The sequence below is a fragment of the Vibrio sp. 10N.239.312.D08 genome (assembly GCF_041466145.1).
GTDB lineage: Bacteria > Pseudomonadota > Gammaproteobacteria > Enterobacterales > Vibrionaceae > Vibrio > Vibrio crassostreae_C.
In genome coordinates this window covers 83,601-99,418 of the sequence record NZ_JBFSSD010000015.1, presented here as the reverse complement: position 1 = coordinate 99,418, position 15,818 = coordinate 83,601, and the positions used below count along the sequence as shown (strand labels likewise).

Here is a 15,818-nt window from a genome sequence, read left to right as displayed (position 1 = left end):
ACTGAGCCCGTAGAGGACTTTCACCTCCTAGATCAACGCCATGCTCGGCGCACAATAAAAGATGCCCAATCAACTGATTGGGCATCTTTGTATCAATTACTTAAGCTTAAAGACGCTCTTCTAGCCAAGTACGCACAGATTTAAGCGCTTCTGGCAGTGCTGCAACGTCTGTACCGCCCGCTTGAGCCATATCTGGACGACCGCCGCCTTTACCGCCAACTTGCTCAGCAACCATCTTGACGAGATCACCCGCTTTTACTTTGCCGATTAGGTCTTTGGTTACACCAGCAATCAAGCCAACTTTACCGTCTGCTACGTTCGCGATCAGGATGATGCCGCTACCTACTTGGTTTTTAGCGTTATCAACCATAGTACGTAGGTTCTTGTTGTCTGCGCCTTCAATTGCAGCAACCAAAACTTTAGTACCAGAGATGTCTTCTACTTTGCCCATGATGTTTGCGCTTTCTGCAGCAGCCATCTTTTCTTTAAGCAGTTGGATTTCTTTCTCTAGCGATTTCGCTTTCTTAGCTGATTCAGCAAGTTTCTCTTCGTAAGCGTTAGCCTGAGCTTCTACTGCATCTAGTGCAGCTTCACCTGTTACCGCTTCAATACGACGAATACCCGCAGCAATACCACCTTCAGAAGTGATCTTGAATAGGCCGATATCACCTGTGTTTGAAGCGTGGATACCACCACAAAGTTCAGTAGAGAAGTCGCCCATAGATAGAACGCGAACTTCATCATCGTACTTCTCGCCAAACAGTGCCATTGCACCTTTTTCTTTCGCTGACTCGATGTCCATGATGTTCGTTTCAATCACATGGTTCTTACGAACTTGTGCGTTAACTAGACGCTCTACTTCTTTAATCTGTGCTGGTGTTACCGCTTCAAGGTTAGAGAAGTCAAAACGTAGGTTGTCTGGCTTAACTAAAGAACCTTTCTGAGCAACGTGCTCACCTAGCACTTCGCGCAATGCAGAGTGAAGTAAGTGAGTGGCAGAGTGGTTTAGTGAGATAGCAGCTCGACGCTCAGCGTCAACCGTTGCTTCTACTTTATCGCCCTTAGCAAATACACCTTCAACTAGCTCACCGTGGTGCGCAAATGCGTTACCTAGCTTCTGAGTGTCTTGTACTTTGAAAAGACCCGACGCTGTTTTTAGTGTACCAGCATCACCACATTGACCGCCTGACTCAGCGTAGAATGGTGTCTCTTCAAGGATGATGATTGCTTTGTCGCCAGCCGATAGTGAAGCAACCTCTTCGCCGTCAACGAATAGCGCAGAGATTTCACCAGCACCTTCAGTTGCTGTGTAACCACAGAACTCAGTGTTGGTGTCTACTTTGATTGTCGCGTTGTAATCCGTGCCGAATTGGCCTGCTTCACGTGCACGCTTACGCTGTGCTTCCATCGCCTTCTCAAAGCCTTCTTCATCGATAGTAAAATCGCGTTCGCGAGCTACATCGTTAGTAAGGTCAGCTGGGAAGCCGTATGTATCGTAAAGTTTGAAAACTGTTTCGCCGTCAAGCTCTTTGCCTTCAAGTGCATCTAGTGCGTCATTAAGAATAACCATGCCGCGCTCTAGCGTACGACCAAAGTTCTCTTCCTCAATGCGAAGTACTTTTTCAACCAGCTCTTGCTGTTTCTTAAGTTCATCTGCCGCAGAGCCCATCACTTCAGCCAGCACACCCACAAGTTTGTGGAAGAACACGCCTTGTGCGCCAAGCTTGTTACCGTGACGAACTGCACGACGAATAATACGACGTAGAACGTAGCCACGACCTTCGTTTGAAGGCATAACACCGTCAGCAATTAGGAATGAACAAGAACGGATGTGGTCAGCAATAACGCGTAGCGATTGGTTAGATAGATCGTCATGACCAACAACTTCCGCAGTCGCTTTGATTAGCTTTTGGAATACATCAATTTCGTAGTTAGAGTGAACGCCCTGCATGATTGCAGAAATACGCTCAATACCCATACCTGTATCTACAGCAGGCTTAGGTAGCGGTTCCATTGTGCCGTCAGCGTGACGGTTGAACTGCATGAATACGTTGTTCCAGATCTCGATGAAACGGTCACCATCTTCTTCAGGTGTACCAGGACGGCCGCCCCAGATGTGCTCACCGTGATCGTAGAAGATTTCAGTACATGGACCACAAGGACCTGTGTCACCCATCGTCCAGAAGTTATCAGACTCGAACTGTTTACCGCCTTCTTTGTCGCCAATGCGAACGATACGGTCAGCAGGAACACCTACTTTCTTGTTCCAGATATCGAATGCTTCATCATCTGTCTCGTATACCGTTACCAGCAGGCGGTCTTTTGGCAGTTGAAGAGTTTCAGTCAGGAATTCCCAAGCAAATCCAATCGCTTCTTCTTTGAAGTAGTCGCCAAAGCTGAAGTTGCCTAGCATTTCGAAGAACGTGTGGTGACGAGCCGTGAAACCTACGTTTTCAAGGTCATTGTGTTTACCACCCGCACGTACACAACGCTGAGCCGTAGTTGCTCGAGTGTAGGCACGCTTTTCGGCGCCTAAGAAGCAATCTTTGAATTGGTTCATACCTGCGTTAGTAAATAGCAGGGTTGGATCGTTATGTGGAACTAACGATGAACTGTCTACGATTTGGTGTTCTTTGCTCTCAAAGAACTTAAGGAACGCGTTGCGAACCTCATCAGTGCTCATGTACATGCAGCTCTTCCTGAAAATAGTCGAGTTAGAATTTTGCCGTATTGTAGATCATGGTTAAGGCTTCGACTAGTTTTCTTGTAGAAAAGACACCCTTGGGCAGGATTTTAGTGGGAATTCGATAAAATGAAGAATATTCCACTATATCTTGCCGTGGAAAAGCAGAACTAAATTGACGACCTAGTACCGAAGAAACTCAGTCAACGAGAGAGATTTGACCAAAGACATGCTCGACGGAGCAGATCCAATAAAAAAGCCCCGCATAAAATATGCGAGGCTTTAAATTCTTTCAAAGCGGATGCTTCTTTCAAACATCCACTCTATAAAACGTGAGCTTATAGCTCTTCGTTTTCTTCTTCTTTCTCTACGTCTTTCTCTTCAAGAACAGCAGGAGTCAGTAGTAACTCACGAAGTTTAGTATCGATCTCTAGAGCAACTTCTGGGTTTTCACGTAGGTATTTACCAGCGTTAGCTTTACCTTGGCCGATCTTATCGCCTTTGTAGCTGTACCAAGCGCCTGCTTTTTCTACTAGCTTATTCTTAACACCTAAGTCGATAAGCTCACCTTCGCGGTTGAAGCCTTTACCGTAAAGGATTTGAGTCTCAGCTTGTTTGAATGGTGCAGCAATCTTGTTCTTAACGACCTTGATACGAGTTTCGTTACCAACAACTTCATCACCATCTTTAATCGCACCAGTACGGCGAATATCAAGACGAACAGATGCGTAGAACTTAAGTGCGTTACCACCTGTTGTTGTTTCTGGGTTACCGAACATCACACCAATTTTCATACGAATTTGGTTAATGAAGATAGCCATACAGTTAGACTGCTTAAGGTTACCCGTCAGCTTACGCATTGCTTGAGAAAGCATACGAGCCTGCAAGTTTTATCGAAATATAAAAGTATAATAAAGCATAAACAGAAAAATTAAAACAAACAAACTACTGATTATATTAAACAAAAAAAATAATTTTAACAAAGGACATCAAACATAAAAAAATATAGTATAATATAAGAACGCTTCATCAGTATAAGAAAGGAATTCTAAGCAATGATGTATGAGAGTTATGTGAATGATATCCACTGCCACAAAATAATGCCCCATAAGTATGCAAATAAGATGAATAACTCCATACGTAAGTTACTAGCAGGGAAAACATATGCATACAACAAACGTAGAGTTAGAATCCTTAATAGATTTTTTGAGTTTTGCTTTAATGAGAGGCTTATAATCCACCGGGGTTCTGATCTATCATTCTGCTTCTCCCTATTCCAAGAAGCCTACTTCAATGGCGCAAGCGGTAGCCAACCTATCACTCTAAATAGTGACATTCGCGCATTATGGGGAAGTTTAACTAAGCTTTGTCAAAGAACAATTGACGGGTTGCCTTACACACCTTCAATCATTAAGCCACGGGTAGCCAGTCAAGAGCTTTACTCTAGTACCGCGAACGCAAGCTCAAGGCTTTTGGGTGGATTTGCATTATCGCAAACTCAAAGTAATCAGAGTTTGACACTGGCATTGGAAACCGATGTCGATACATTTATAAGTAATCTCATAGATACAATGCGTAAACATAGAGATATCATTTATAAAGTGTCTAAGCGATATCTCTATGATGCTCAAAAACGCTTTGATTTTGCCAAACAAATATCGAATGAAATCCCCAAAGAAAAGTTTTGTGATAACCCAGAGTTACTTCATCCAGAACAACGAGCAAAAGGATCAGGGCAGTACCTCAGTTTATTTTCAGAATACTTAAGTAACGGCGAATGTGGATATTCGAACCTAATAGCATACATTGCTCACTATCAATCAGGCTTGGTTAATCGGAACTTCATTGGTGGTAACAATCATTTATACCGATTTACTAACACTCAATATGAGCTACGCGAGCACTTTGGCCTTTCCACCCTTTCAGCCGTAGCTGCTTCCAATATTATAATTATAGAGTCAGGTATTAATGTTGACTCTCTAAGACAGCTTGCTTTGTCAGCTCAAGGGTCAATGAATACGTTTTTCGAACCGTCTAATCATGGGTTTAGAATTAGTTATCATAAGCCAAGAGCTGGAGCACATATTAAACGTTGTATACAACATATTACTGACGATCCTTATATCGAGGTTGCATTTAATTACATTGTAGATACAACTGAAGAGCAAAGAAAAATGATGAATTGCTACGACTCTTCAAGGCTATTTATTTTCCATACAGCCACTTCAACAGGCAAAGTAAGACCGATGTCAAGCCTGCCTTTCAAGCAAGGATTTAAACGTCTATTGAAAGAAGCGAGAGAGTTACTGATCAACGATCCAAATTGGTGTTTGGATATTACGCCTGAATGTATTGATGAAGTTTTGCTCGCACAACCAAACGCAAAAAAATTGCGTGCTACAGAAGGCGTAATTCGATGGTTTGATAGCGGAGGCAACCCTGCTGTTGCTGCAAAATATCTTGGCAACTCTGAATCGGTATCAATACGGAATTATCTTCCAAAAGAATTACAGTTAGCTGTTTACAGCCAGAGAGTAAGACAGTTTCAGAATGTCTTAATTGCAAGTGCTACGAATGGTGAAGATTATCAGATGCAAGCACTTGACCTGAAAGATGAAGCTGAATTAATAGACTATTTAACCCGTTTAGAAAAGCGCTTGCCTCACTGGAAAACAGTAATTAAAACTTTGTCTGGAAACACTTCGACATCATCAAGCGACATTAAAATCACTTTAGATATTTGTCCTGAAAACATTGCGTTAATGAAGGCATCATTCGAAATTGAAACGGCTAGAGTTAAAAATGACGAATCTGTCGAGGATTGCGTTGCAGAGCTGTCACTCGTGTATTTATCTCTAAAGAACTATTTAAAAGCTAATCCTGACCGCAAAATACAGCGAATCATCCGTAAAGGTGATTCACTTTATGAAAAGCAAGCAAACAAATTCTTACCTCAAAAAATCACTAAAATAGAGGTCAATCAAAGTGGAATTCAATAACATCAGCACTACTGTGCTACGTAAAAGAGTCGGTTACTCTTACCACTCAGAAAACTTGCATGACTGGTCTGCTCCGTGGTTACTCAATGATTTCACAGAACCAGTCTGGAAAATCGACACAGGTCAGGAAAAACCTCAAAGCCTCTATTTCGATACATTTATCCCCGCAACAAACGAACAGTTAATCAACCCCAAATATCGTAAAATTTTAAATACAATCAAGAAAATTATTTTTCTCAGTCGTATCGGTATTTTAGAAACTGAAAGTACATCTACAGATAAGATCTCAAGAATAGATAGTATTAGGGGGTGCTTATCATCATTTAAAGCCTTGACATTGTTTTTATTCAAAATTTACCCTGAAGAAATGGTAATAGAAAGTGGTTTTTCTCTACTCACAACTGCGGATATTAAACAGTTTAATATTGATATTGCGATAGGACGTGCAGATCAAGCGTCAGGGTTAATTAACTGCATAGAAAAAAAGCTAAGCTGCATTAATATTGAACAGATAAAAAAACTCCTTGACTTAGGTGATATCACTAATGGAAGAAAATTCTCTATCCAAAACCTCTTAAAAAAGCTATCAATAGATAAATATGTTGTTTCTGAAGCGACATCAAAACGAATTATAGAGCTATTGATTGAACTGTTCCCTGAAATATCTACCCTCATTTCAACAAGAAAAAAAAGTGAACGAACAGAGTATCCAAACTCTTGCCCTCCAAAAATATCAAACGATTCAAAAACTGGTCAAACCACATTTAATACTTTAACTATAGCACTCACTCTACTTGAAAATTACTCAATGTATTTACCAGAACTAAACAACTACTCAAATCAACCGATGGAAGTAACAGAAGATTTCATTGAACGGTATTTAAAACCAAAAAAACGCACACCAAACATTCCAACTGACATAGCATTGCATTACCTAAATGCTGCGATCAAGCTTATTAGTGTCTACGGTGAAGGGATCATCGAAGCAAAGAAAGTGTGTGAGATGCAACTCATGAAAATTCATAAAAATAACCCTAAGTTTAAACGCGACTACATTTTATCAGACAGGTGTTCAAGTAAAATAAATCTTCCATTAAACAATTTCACCCGTGATTACAATGTCACTAGATACAATGAGTTAAATACATCTGTAGAGCTACATGAACTTCGAACAGATGTAACTGTATTGTATGGGTACAAAATGCTAATGGCTGCTACCTACATTCTCATACACACATTTTGTATTAAGCGTGTGAGTGAAAATGTCGAACTGAAAGATTCCAGTCTTGAGCATGGGCTTTGGGGAGGATATGAGTTATTTTTTGGTATACGAAAAACTCTTCCAACAGAAAATTCTTTTCTAGTTACTGGCCGACCAATTCCTAACATAGTCTTTGAAGGGTTTAACCTGTTAATCGAGGCCAATGAACATTTCTATAACGAACAGGAAGATATATACATATTCCCGAAGAAGTACACAACCAATAAAAAAGGGAACCTCCCCAATAACCAGCCCATGACCGCCAAATCAATGATAAATATGCTTAAAGCTTTTGGTGACTTTATTGATGTTCCAACGACACTAAATAACGGAATCAGATCTAGGTTCTACTTATCTCGCACCCATGTCATGCGTCGGTTTGGAGCTAGGGCCTTTTATGCCCTCACAGATATCAGTGATTTCCCTGCTCTGACATGGCTAATGGGCCACAACAGCACAGAAGAAACATGGCACTATCTACTTGAAGAAGTTGGTAGCGAAGAGCTAACAGAGGAAGAGGCTATCTCTGTTCTTGATGCTATCTACAAACCTAATATTGATACATCAAGAATAGAGACTGCGATTAGTGAAGATGTAGGCATGATGTTTAACAACGTCTCTAAAGATGTAGCTTTGGACTATATACAATCCCAGATTTCGAATGGTGCCAAGGTATACAACTACAAGGATGAGACAGGTAAAACAATTATCTATATGGAGATTGTAGATGACTGAAGAAAAAAATATAAAACCAATCCCTGAACATATTTCTCAAGTGAGGAAGCGCAAGACACAAAAGCAAATCAAACTCCGCATTGATTTGTTAAATAAATTCATACTCGAAGGTGTTCCAGATGGCTTTACTGCCCATACAAGTATAATGAAGTTGATATCATACACAGAACATAAACACTTTGAGAAGATCTCTTACCCAACTATTCGAGCTACTGAAATGTTTGTTAATGAGCTTGACCCTAGTGCCAAAAACAACCCAAAAATGTTAGTTAACTGCAAAGATTACTTGCTCTTAAAATTAGCAAAAGTACGAGAACTCAACTCAAAACAAACAAACAAAAATAATACTGAAAACACTAGTAAAACTGATTCATATGATTCTAAAAACAAACCTAAAACAAAGGGAGAGCTTCGTTGCATCATTAAGGATCAAACAATACTTATCGAATCACTAGCAAGAGAACTATTAATACAACGCTCAACAAATAATAAACTAATAACCTCAATTAAAGAATTGGATGCATCAGGACGAGCTTTAAGAAATTACTATCAGGAAAGTCAGGAAAACCTTATGAGAAGCAAGAAAAAAAACTTCCCAAAACTTGAAGATTTGATTATATCTTTACAAAATATTGCACTCGAGTTTAATAGCGAACTTGACTCTCAACAAAATAATGTATTTTTCATTCGAGAGGAAGAATAGTGTATAAAAACAATTTGAAAATTGATGTACAAAAAGAATTCACGAATGATGGCTCAGATAAACTCAAAAAGTCGACTTTATTTTTACACAGAAATGGTGGTGTCAATTGGTTCGCGACTGATTATTTAATGTCAAACTACGTTACTAATGGTTCAAAAAATTCAACGAAAGGGATGATTCGTTACTTCCTAGAGTTTCTAGAAGATTACGATGTATGGAAAAACGGCAATGCCGTAGGGAAACCCGTCCCTTTAGGGTTAGTTTCAGATGAGCACCTGTTTGATTATATTTCCTATATTGAAGATGATATTGGACTCAACAGAAACGGCATAGCTAACAGAGTCAGGGCTGCATTATATTTCTTAAATTACATTCAAGATAATTACAACCTAGATTACAAATTAATCTCCACATCTAATATGGATGGAACACACATTGATAAAGGCTTAGTTAACGCCAAGTGGCTTAAGAATACATACAGAAATAAAAAATACATACATCATGACAGCATTCCGAAAACCGAGGACTATGGAAGTCGCTTTCCAATAACAAATGAAGCCATTGAAAGTTTATGGGACGATCTTGAACGGTTGGAAGATTCCGGAGAGGTATACACCTATGAGCTATTGTCTACTCTAATCACACTCTTAGAAAACACTGGAGTTAGAGTTTCGGAAGCAGCAGAGATTGGAGAAGACACTGTCGAACTACTAAGATTGCAAGTTAACGCGCTATTGAAAAACAAAAAAATAGAGTTACAAGATATTGTCAACATAAATAAACTATCAATTAACACTAAAAGCTTACAAGCTACAGAAGCAATCTATAGAAAAAGTTCATTATCTAATGCCGGAAAGAATATAGCTTGGATTAAAATAAAAACAACAAAAGGAAGCAATAAAGGGAATTATCGAATTGTACCAATTTCATTTACGGCAGCTCAAAATATCATTAAATTTTATGATGATTATATTATTAATGAACTTGACCGTATAAGTAACAAACTAACGCCTATAAATCGAGCTAGAGATAACAAGCTATTTATACACCCTAAATCACATTTACCAATGTCAGGTCAAATGATATCAAAATTATTTTATGATGTATTTTCTCGTAAATATAAAAGTAATCATAGGCGTACACCCCATTTATTCAGACATCGTTTCATCACAAAATTAGTAATTCAACAATTAGAAAATTTAACCATAACGATAGGTGGCACCCAGTTAGCAAACCTGATCCTAAAACGAATCCAAGGATTAACAGGTCATGCTAGCATCACCACTATGCTGCACTATGTTGAGTTGGCTGAAGCAGAACTTTACGGTAACGACAACGATCTACCAACATTTGATGAGGAAGAACGAGCGGTTTTAATTAATGAACTTGGTGAAGATAAAGTTTCAGAATTAGAGGAGAAAATTGCCCTTGCCAAAGTAAAACAATCTATTACCCAAAATAAATAACCTTATCGCACGAAAACCAGATAACTCCCCTGTAGAGCTTCAGTTGGAATAGGCATAATCAAGTAACTTTGCATACATCAATGAAAAGATCATTCAGGGAAGCAACTTATGCGTTAGTCGTCTAATCTCTAGCGTCAGCGTTAGATTCACTCGTATCTAATCGCTGTTCTAACGTTGCTTTAATCTGGGACAGTTCCGCATACCCTACATCGCCACAAAATCCGCTCATTTCGTTTTTCACTAGATGTAAAAGCGTCTTCAATTGCTCATCTGTTAGTGTTAGTTCCATACTGATTCACTCCAACTCTAATAACCTAAAAGCTCAGTTCAACAAGAACTTAGGTGGTTCAACCATCAAGGTATCAAGGATATCGTTCGCTTCTTGTCTTGCTTTCTTGCTAGCGTTTGGCCTTGATGCTTCAAGAATTTTATCTCTTTCTTCTGCGGTGACGAATACCGTCCAAAAAACTGCCTCTAATACTCGAAACGGATATTGATTTGGTTTACCTTGAATAACATTAAACTTGAAAATTTTGGATAAGGCCATCAACTCTTGGGACGCACTACGCACTCGATTTTCAGGCTTAGCTCTAACAACAAGTGCATAATCTTTGACAGTAACAAATGCAGTATCATGGGCGCTCTGCTCAACAATCTCTCCGAGATCTTGCCAGTTGATAAATTTTAAAGGCTCAGCTACTTGGTTCATTTTGATTTATTTCCTATTACCGTTAGTTAAAGAGACTACTCATTTAAATACAACTCTGCCATCCCATCTAAACGGGTTTTGACTTCTTTCCAATGCGGCATAACACTCGTCAGCAAGCGCCAAAACTTCTCGCTGTGGTTATGCTCGGCGATGTGACAAAGCTCGTGCAGAATGACGTAATCGATACATTCCTTGGGTGCTTTGATTAGGTGTGGATTAAGCATAAGGTTGCCCTTAGCGGAGCAGCTTCCCCATTGTTTACTCATGGGAAGAACACGAAAGCTTGGGATACCATCAACCCAAGTGGCTTGCGGCAGTAATTCAGATAAACACTCATGGAAAATACGCTCCGCACGTACCTTGTACCAGTTACGCACTAATGCTCGAACCATGGCTGTTTTGTCATCGTTAAACCGAGTTAAGGTGACCTGTAATTTACCGCGAGTCATTTTAACTGTTGGTAGTGCTTCGGCATCTTCCACGATCTTCAATACGTAACGACGACCAAGGTAGAACTGCATCTCACCGCTTACATAGTGCTTAGGCTGGACGTATTCCAAGTGACTGCGGAAGTCTTTCAATGCATCGTAAATCCATGAAGCACGCTTCATCACAGCTTGGTGAATGTCGTCACGCTCAGCATTTTCTGGGGACGTAACGACCACTTCACAGTTAGGGTGAACCTTAATCGTGATTTTTCGTTTTTTGCCTTCTGCTACTGTTTTACGAACTACCTCATAGCTCACAGCTTCACCCCCATAGATGAAGCTGTATTCTTCTTTGTTACCTTCACTAGAGCTTACCGACGTCATTAATTATGCCCTGACACGCCAAGGCGGGTAATTTTGATGACATCTGTAATGATGGCTTGGGTTTTATCCATGCCTACCGCTTTGAACAACACAGGAATTAACTTACGTCGGATCTGATTCTCTATTTCTTGAGGATTAATGGAAAACTCAGCTACAGCGGCGGTAACGATTTCATCGATTTGCAACGCATAGTTAAAGCACTCATCTTCTGACAAAACACGATCCCCTAAGTGATGAGGGAATAGACCATAGAATGCCTGTACGTGTCGTTTTATTTTAGGATCGAGTTCTGAGAAGCGATCCGTCGGCATGCCTTCTACATCGCGTTCTTTCACTTGCTCTTCAAAATCAGCAAACAACAGGTATTGCTTTACAGGGGCATCGAACATCTCTTTTGCCTGCTGAATCGCTTGCTTAAGCAGTTTCGAGAAGTATTCTTGCGCATAAGGGTCATCGGCAAGGTCTTGTTCGATCATTTTAGTGACACGACCCGTGATTTTATCTTTTTGGTTGCGAGCTTCATCGTCGGTGAGTTGCTCTGGCTTAATATCCTTACCCATGTTTCCGACTAGATAAGCGCCTTTTGATTCTTCAATTTCAACACCTGCAATATGCTTGTCCAGCATGGTGCGGATGTTTTCAGCGTACTCATCGTAATCGATGGTCTCTTCAGCATCTTCACGAACTTGCTTACGTAATTCAGCCATGGACTTTAACGTCTTTTTATACAAATCACGCCTATCTAGACCTGAGTTTGAATCGACGGTATCGAAGCTTTTATCTTCAAAGTAAGTTGCGGATTGCAGTGCCACTTTTAAGCAATTTGAAAAAGCCGTTAGTGTGGAGTAAAAGTCATCACGTTTCTTCTGGTTGGTATCGGTAAGTTGCCCATCAATGGTATCAATTTTCGGAGCGAGCACTTGACGCAGTGCTGGGCCATCTTGTTTGTTGGGAACTTCGGCAAAAATCGCCCACAGTTCGCTGTATAAACCGGGTAGTTTTTTGTATTCCGTATCCATACGATTATAAAGACCTTTTAAGTCCTCAATATCAAAGCCACCTTGGGTACGCTCGGCAAGATCTTGATAGTCTGCAATGGTCGCATCCAACTCTTTTAAAATGCCACGGTAGTCGATGAGATAACCGAACTCTTTCTTCTGATGCAGACGGTTTACCCGAGCAATGGCTTGGATCAGGTTGTGTTGCTTAAGTGGCTTGTCGATGTAAAGCACGGTGTTCTTTGGCTCATCAAAGCCTGTCAGTAGCTTATCAACCACGATCATAATGTCTGGGCCATCATCCTTACCGAACTCTTCTATAATATGTTTGGTATAAGCTTTCTCATCTTGACCAAAATCAGATCTGAGGACATTCTCTTTCCACCAATTCTGAACGATATCCGTGCTTTCCCCATCAACTGTATCGTGCCCCTCACGCGTATCAGGCGAAGACATAGCAACAACCGAGGTTACCTTGCCTATTTTATCGAGAAGCTTCTTATATTGGATTGCAGAGGCTTTAGAGTCACAAGCAAGCTGACCTTTTAAGCCCTGACGCTTAAAGTTTTGGAAATGATCCGAAATATCATGAGCAATAAGCTCGATTCTCCCCTCGGTTTGATAGATCTGACCTTTCTGAGCGAACTTCCTCTTCAAGTCGGTGCGCTGTTTTTCGGTCAGCTTATCGGTGATTCGATCAAACCATGCATCTAATGCTTTATCGTTGGTGCTCAGATCTGGCACACGCTCTTCATACAAGAGTGGCGTGACGGTTTTGTCTTCCACAGCTTGCTGCATAGTGTAAGAGTGGATGATTTTGCCAAACTTGTTTTCAGTCTTGTCGTCTTGTAACAGAGGGGTGCCTGTAAATCCGATATAAGCGGCTTTCGGTAGAGCTTGCTGCATACGAATATTGTTCTCACCGTTTTGGCTGCGGTGGCCTTCATCAACTAGCACAATCATGTCAGGGCTATCGTTGTAACATTCTTCCAACTCAATCGCAGTACCAAATTTATTGATGATGGAGAAGATAATACGCTCATTACCTTTACCGATTTGCTCAGCAAGACGTCTCCCTGTTGTTGCCATCGAGGCTTTACGATCTTTTTCTGATAGCGCACCACCAGAGGCAAAGGTACTCGCTAGTTGGTCTTCTAAATCAACACGGTCGGTCACGACCACTACTCGGCATTTAGCCAGCTCTTTAATCCATATGAGTGCCTTCGATAAGAACACCATGGTAAATGACTTACCTGAACCTGTGGTATGCCATATCACACCGCCATTACGTGCGCCTTTCTCATCAAAAGAGGTGACACGTTCAATCAAGGCTTTGATGCCGAATACTTGCTGATAACGGGCAACGATTTTACCTGCCTTCTTATCAAACAAAGTGAAGAGTTGGGTCATTTCTAATAGTCGGTCATGACGCAGTAGTGAAACCAATAAGCGATCTTGGTCTGTCACCACTAAGTTACCGCCAGCGACTAAAGACAGGTATTCATCACGTACTTTAGCTGGGCGATGACCAAAGATTCTATCTAGGCTGGTTTGCTCAAGAGGTTTGTTCTTTAAGCGCTCAAAAGTAGCTTCGGTGATCTCTTCTTCTTTCCACTTTGCCCAGAACTTACTTGGCGTTCCACACGTTCCGTATAAGCCCTCGTGACCATTTATCGACAATAATAGTTGGCTATAAGCAAACAAATGAGGGATCTCATCCACCTTTTGATTGCGAATATTTTGCGAGATACCCTCAGCGACGGTCGGCTTACCTCCGTGGGACGAATCAGGTCGTTTAGCTTCAATCACGACCCAAGGCAGGCCATTTACAAAACAAACAATATCTGGAATTCGGTTAGCAGTACCATGAGTATTTTCAACGACAAGCTCTTCAGTGAAGTGAAACTGGTTATTCTTAGGCGTTTGCCAGTCAATGACATTGATGGTTGGGTTGGCTTTCTTACCATCAACAAATTCGGTCACACCAATACCGTAGGTCAGAGCGTTATAGAGTTTTTCATTCGCTGCTTTCAACCCTTCATTCATCGCTGGGTTCTCTAACTCGTGGACAACTTTATCGATAGCCGCTTCTGATAACGGGTGATCTTTCCCCATGAATGAGTAGGTTTTGTGTTTCAATACATCACGTAAAACGTCAGGCAAAATCACCGTGGAGAGGTTGCCACGCTTAACGACACATTCACTCGGTGGAATGAATTGATAACCAAGATTGGTGAGCAAGGTTAACGCTGGAATTTTTGCGCTTTGCTCTTCACGGAAGTTGGGGATGTTTTGTTGTTCCATTAAGATTCAACTCCTCTACTTTGTGTAGATTTGTCTGCTTTTAATGTAGGGCGGATCTCTTTTTCAAATTGATCCATTATTTGTAATTTATGTGCCACTTTCTTACGCATAGTGTCTAAACTGTGTTCTTCAAAACGTGCTTTGTAACAACGGCATGTATCACTTACTTCATTCCATACCTGACCACAATCTTGTTCGCGATAGTGTTCATCAGCAATTTTTCGATCGTCATTATTATCAATGTCATCACAATAATAATTAATACAAAACGATTTCCCTTTTCGCCCATCTAGAAATAGAACAACATCAGATTCAGTCGGCCAGTCTTGGTAAGCAAAACGTATAGCTGGATAGCCATACCAATGAACCACTTTTGAATACAGGCCAACCCCCAAATCGATTTGTAGTTGCTGCTGTAAGCTTTGCTGATACAACTGAATCATGCTGACTTTCGTCTCTTGTAGTTGTTTTATTTGATGTAAGTTATCCAATACGAAGTCAAGCGTATCTAATGAGAGTTGTGGTTGAGACATAACGTTTTCCAAATGCAGTGAGAACTCACGCAGTAAAATAAGCCACTTATTCATTGGCTGTTCAATAAAATGGTTGGCTAACTTACCTTTCAATGAATGGACAAAAGAGTCGTAGCTGATGCCATTCCAAAGCATCAATTCTTTAGGTATGTTTCCATCTAGAGAGAGGATGACAAGAAACTTTTTCTTCCCTTGAAATCGTTGGGAATTTTGCTTGTACACAAAGTTTTCGTATTCAGAAAAAGGGTTATTCTTTTCATGGTAGATTTTGTTTTCTATCACCATAACCCACTCATCACTTTCTAGTAACAAATCAAGGCGCTTACCTTTTTGAGTTTGAACCTCTCTTTCTGGCGGAAGCGATAACGAGCAATCAATATCATTGATGCTTTTAGGTAAAGAATTAATTAATGCTTCTAGTACGAGTGTTCCTAACCCATGAGCCGCTTTATCATCTAAAAAAAATGCCAATATGTCAGTAGTCGGGTTTTCGTAATAGCCTTTGCTGCCAATGCTAAAAATAGTTGGCTCCGCTACTTCAAACGGTGCAAGTTGCTTTAATTTTTTAAGCAGTTGATCAAACTGTGAGAGTTTTGTGTCCATACCTAGCCTTCT

The 15,818-nt window shown here is 40.5% G+C and carries 10 protein-coding genes and 1 pseudogene; 4 read left to right on the top strand and 7 right to left on the bottom strand.

What is annotated here, in order from left to right:
* Nucleotides 1-106: 106 nt before the first annotated feature.
* Together alaS and recA are read right to left on the bottom strand one after the other, a co-directional pair.
* Complete coding sequence (gene alaS / locus AB6D58_RS10535; protein ID WP_017063223.1) at nt 107-2,689, bottom strand: alanine--tRNA ligase; 2,583 nt, start codon at nt 2,687-2,689, stop codon at nt 107-109.
* Between the two features lie 332 nt (nt 2,690-3,021).
* A pseudogene (recA, locus tag AB6D58_RS10530) lies at nt 3,022-3,570 on the bottom strand (recombinase RecA); the annotation flags it as partial.
* Between the two features lie 168 nt (nt 3,571-3,738).
* On the opposite strand from recA, the gene AB6D58_RS10525 reads away from it, so the two are divergent.
* Genes AB6D58_RS10525 through AB6D58_RS10510 form a run of 4 tightly spaced genes read left to right on the top strand, consistent with a single transcriptional unit; the run spans nt 3,739 to nt 9,847 of the window.
* A complete protein-coding gene (locus tag AB6D58_RS10525) occupies nt 3,739-5,682 on the top strand; it encodes a hypothetical protein (protein WP_372157235.1) in 1,944 nt (647 codons plus the stop codon).
* Nucleotides 5,669-7,678, top strand: a complete 2,010-nt coding sequence (locus AB6D58_RS10520) for a hypothetical protein (protein ID WP_372157233.1) — start codon at nt 5,669-5,671, stop codon at nt 7,676-7,678. Before AB6D58_RS10525 ends, AB6D58_RS10520 begins: the two co-directional genes overlap by 14 nt.
* Nucleotides 7,671-8,381 carry a hypothetical protein gene (locus AB6D58_RS10515; RefSeq protein WP_372157231.1) on the top strand — a complete coding sequence of 237 codons (711 nt, stop codon included), beginning with the start codon at nt 7,671-7,673 and terminating at the stop codon, nt 8,379-8,381. The genes AB6D58_RS10520 and AB6D58_RS10515 overlap by 8 nt, the downstream gene beginning before the upstream one ends.
* Nucleotides 8,381-9,847 (top strand): hypothetical protein, encoded by a 1,467-nt coding sequence (locus tag AB6D58_RS10510; RefSeq protein ID WP_372157229.1) that lies wholly within the window; start codon nt 8,381-8,383, stop codon nt 9,845-9,847. Before AB6D58_RS10515 ends, AB6D58_RS10510 begins: the two co-directional genes overlap by 1 nt.
* A gap of 121 nt (nt 9,848-9,968) precedes the next feature.
* Here AB6D58_RS10510 and AB6D58_RS10505 read toward each other — a convergent pair whose 3' ends face one another.
* From AB6D58_RS10505 to AB6D58_RS10485, 5 genes are read right to left on the bottom strand one after another with little or no spacing between them, the layout of a single operon-like run.
* A complete protein-coding gene (locus tag AB6D58_RS10505) occupies nt 9,969-10,136 on the bottom strand; it encodes a hypothetical protein (protein WP_372157227.1) in 168 nt (55 codons plus the stop codon).
* Nucleotides 10,137-10,169: 33 nt separating this feature from the next.
* Nucleotides 10,170-10,556: a hypothetical protein gene (locus AB6D58_RS10500; protein WP_372157225.1), complete on the bottom strand. Its 387-nt coding sequence runs from the start codon at nt 10,554-10,556 to the stop codon at nt 10,170-10,172.
* Nucleotides 10,557-10,591: 35 nt separating this feature from the next.
* Entirely contained in the window at nt 10,592-11,368 is a 777-nt protein-coding gene (locus tag AB6D58_RS10495) for a M48 family metallopeptidase (RefSeq protein WP_372157223.1), read from the bottom strand.
* Nucleotides 11,368-14,670 (bottom strand): type I restriction endonuclease subunit R, encoded by a 3,303-nt coding sequence (locus AB6D58_RS10490; protein WP_372157221.1) that lies wholly within the window; start codon nt 14,668-14,670, stop codon nt 11,368-11,370. The genes AB6D58_RS10495 and AB6D58_RS10490 overlap by 1 nt, the downstream gene beginning before the upstream one ends.
* Nucleotides 14,670-15,806, bottom strand: a complete 1,137-nt coding sequence (locus AB6D58_RS10485; RefSeq protein WP_372157219.1) for a PD-(D/E)XK nuclease family protein — start codon at nt 15,804-15,806, stop codon at nt 14,670-14,672. Before AB6D58_RS10485 ends, AB6D58_RS10490 begins: the two co-directional genes overlap by 1 nt.
* Nucleotides 15,807-15,818 lie beyond the last annotated feature (12 nt).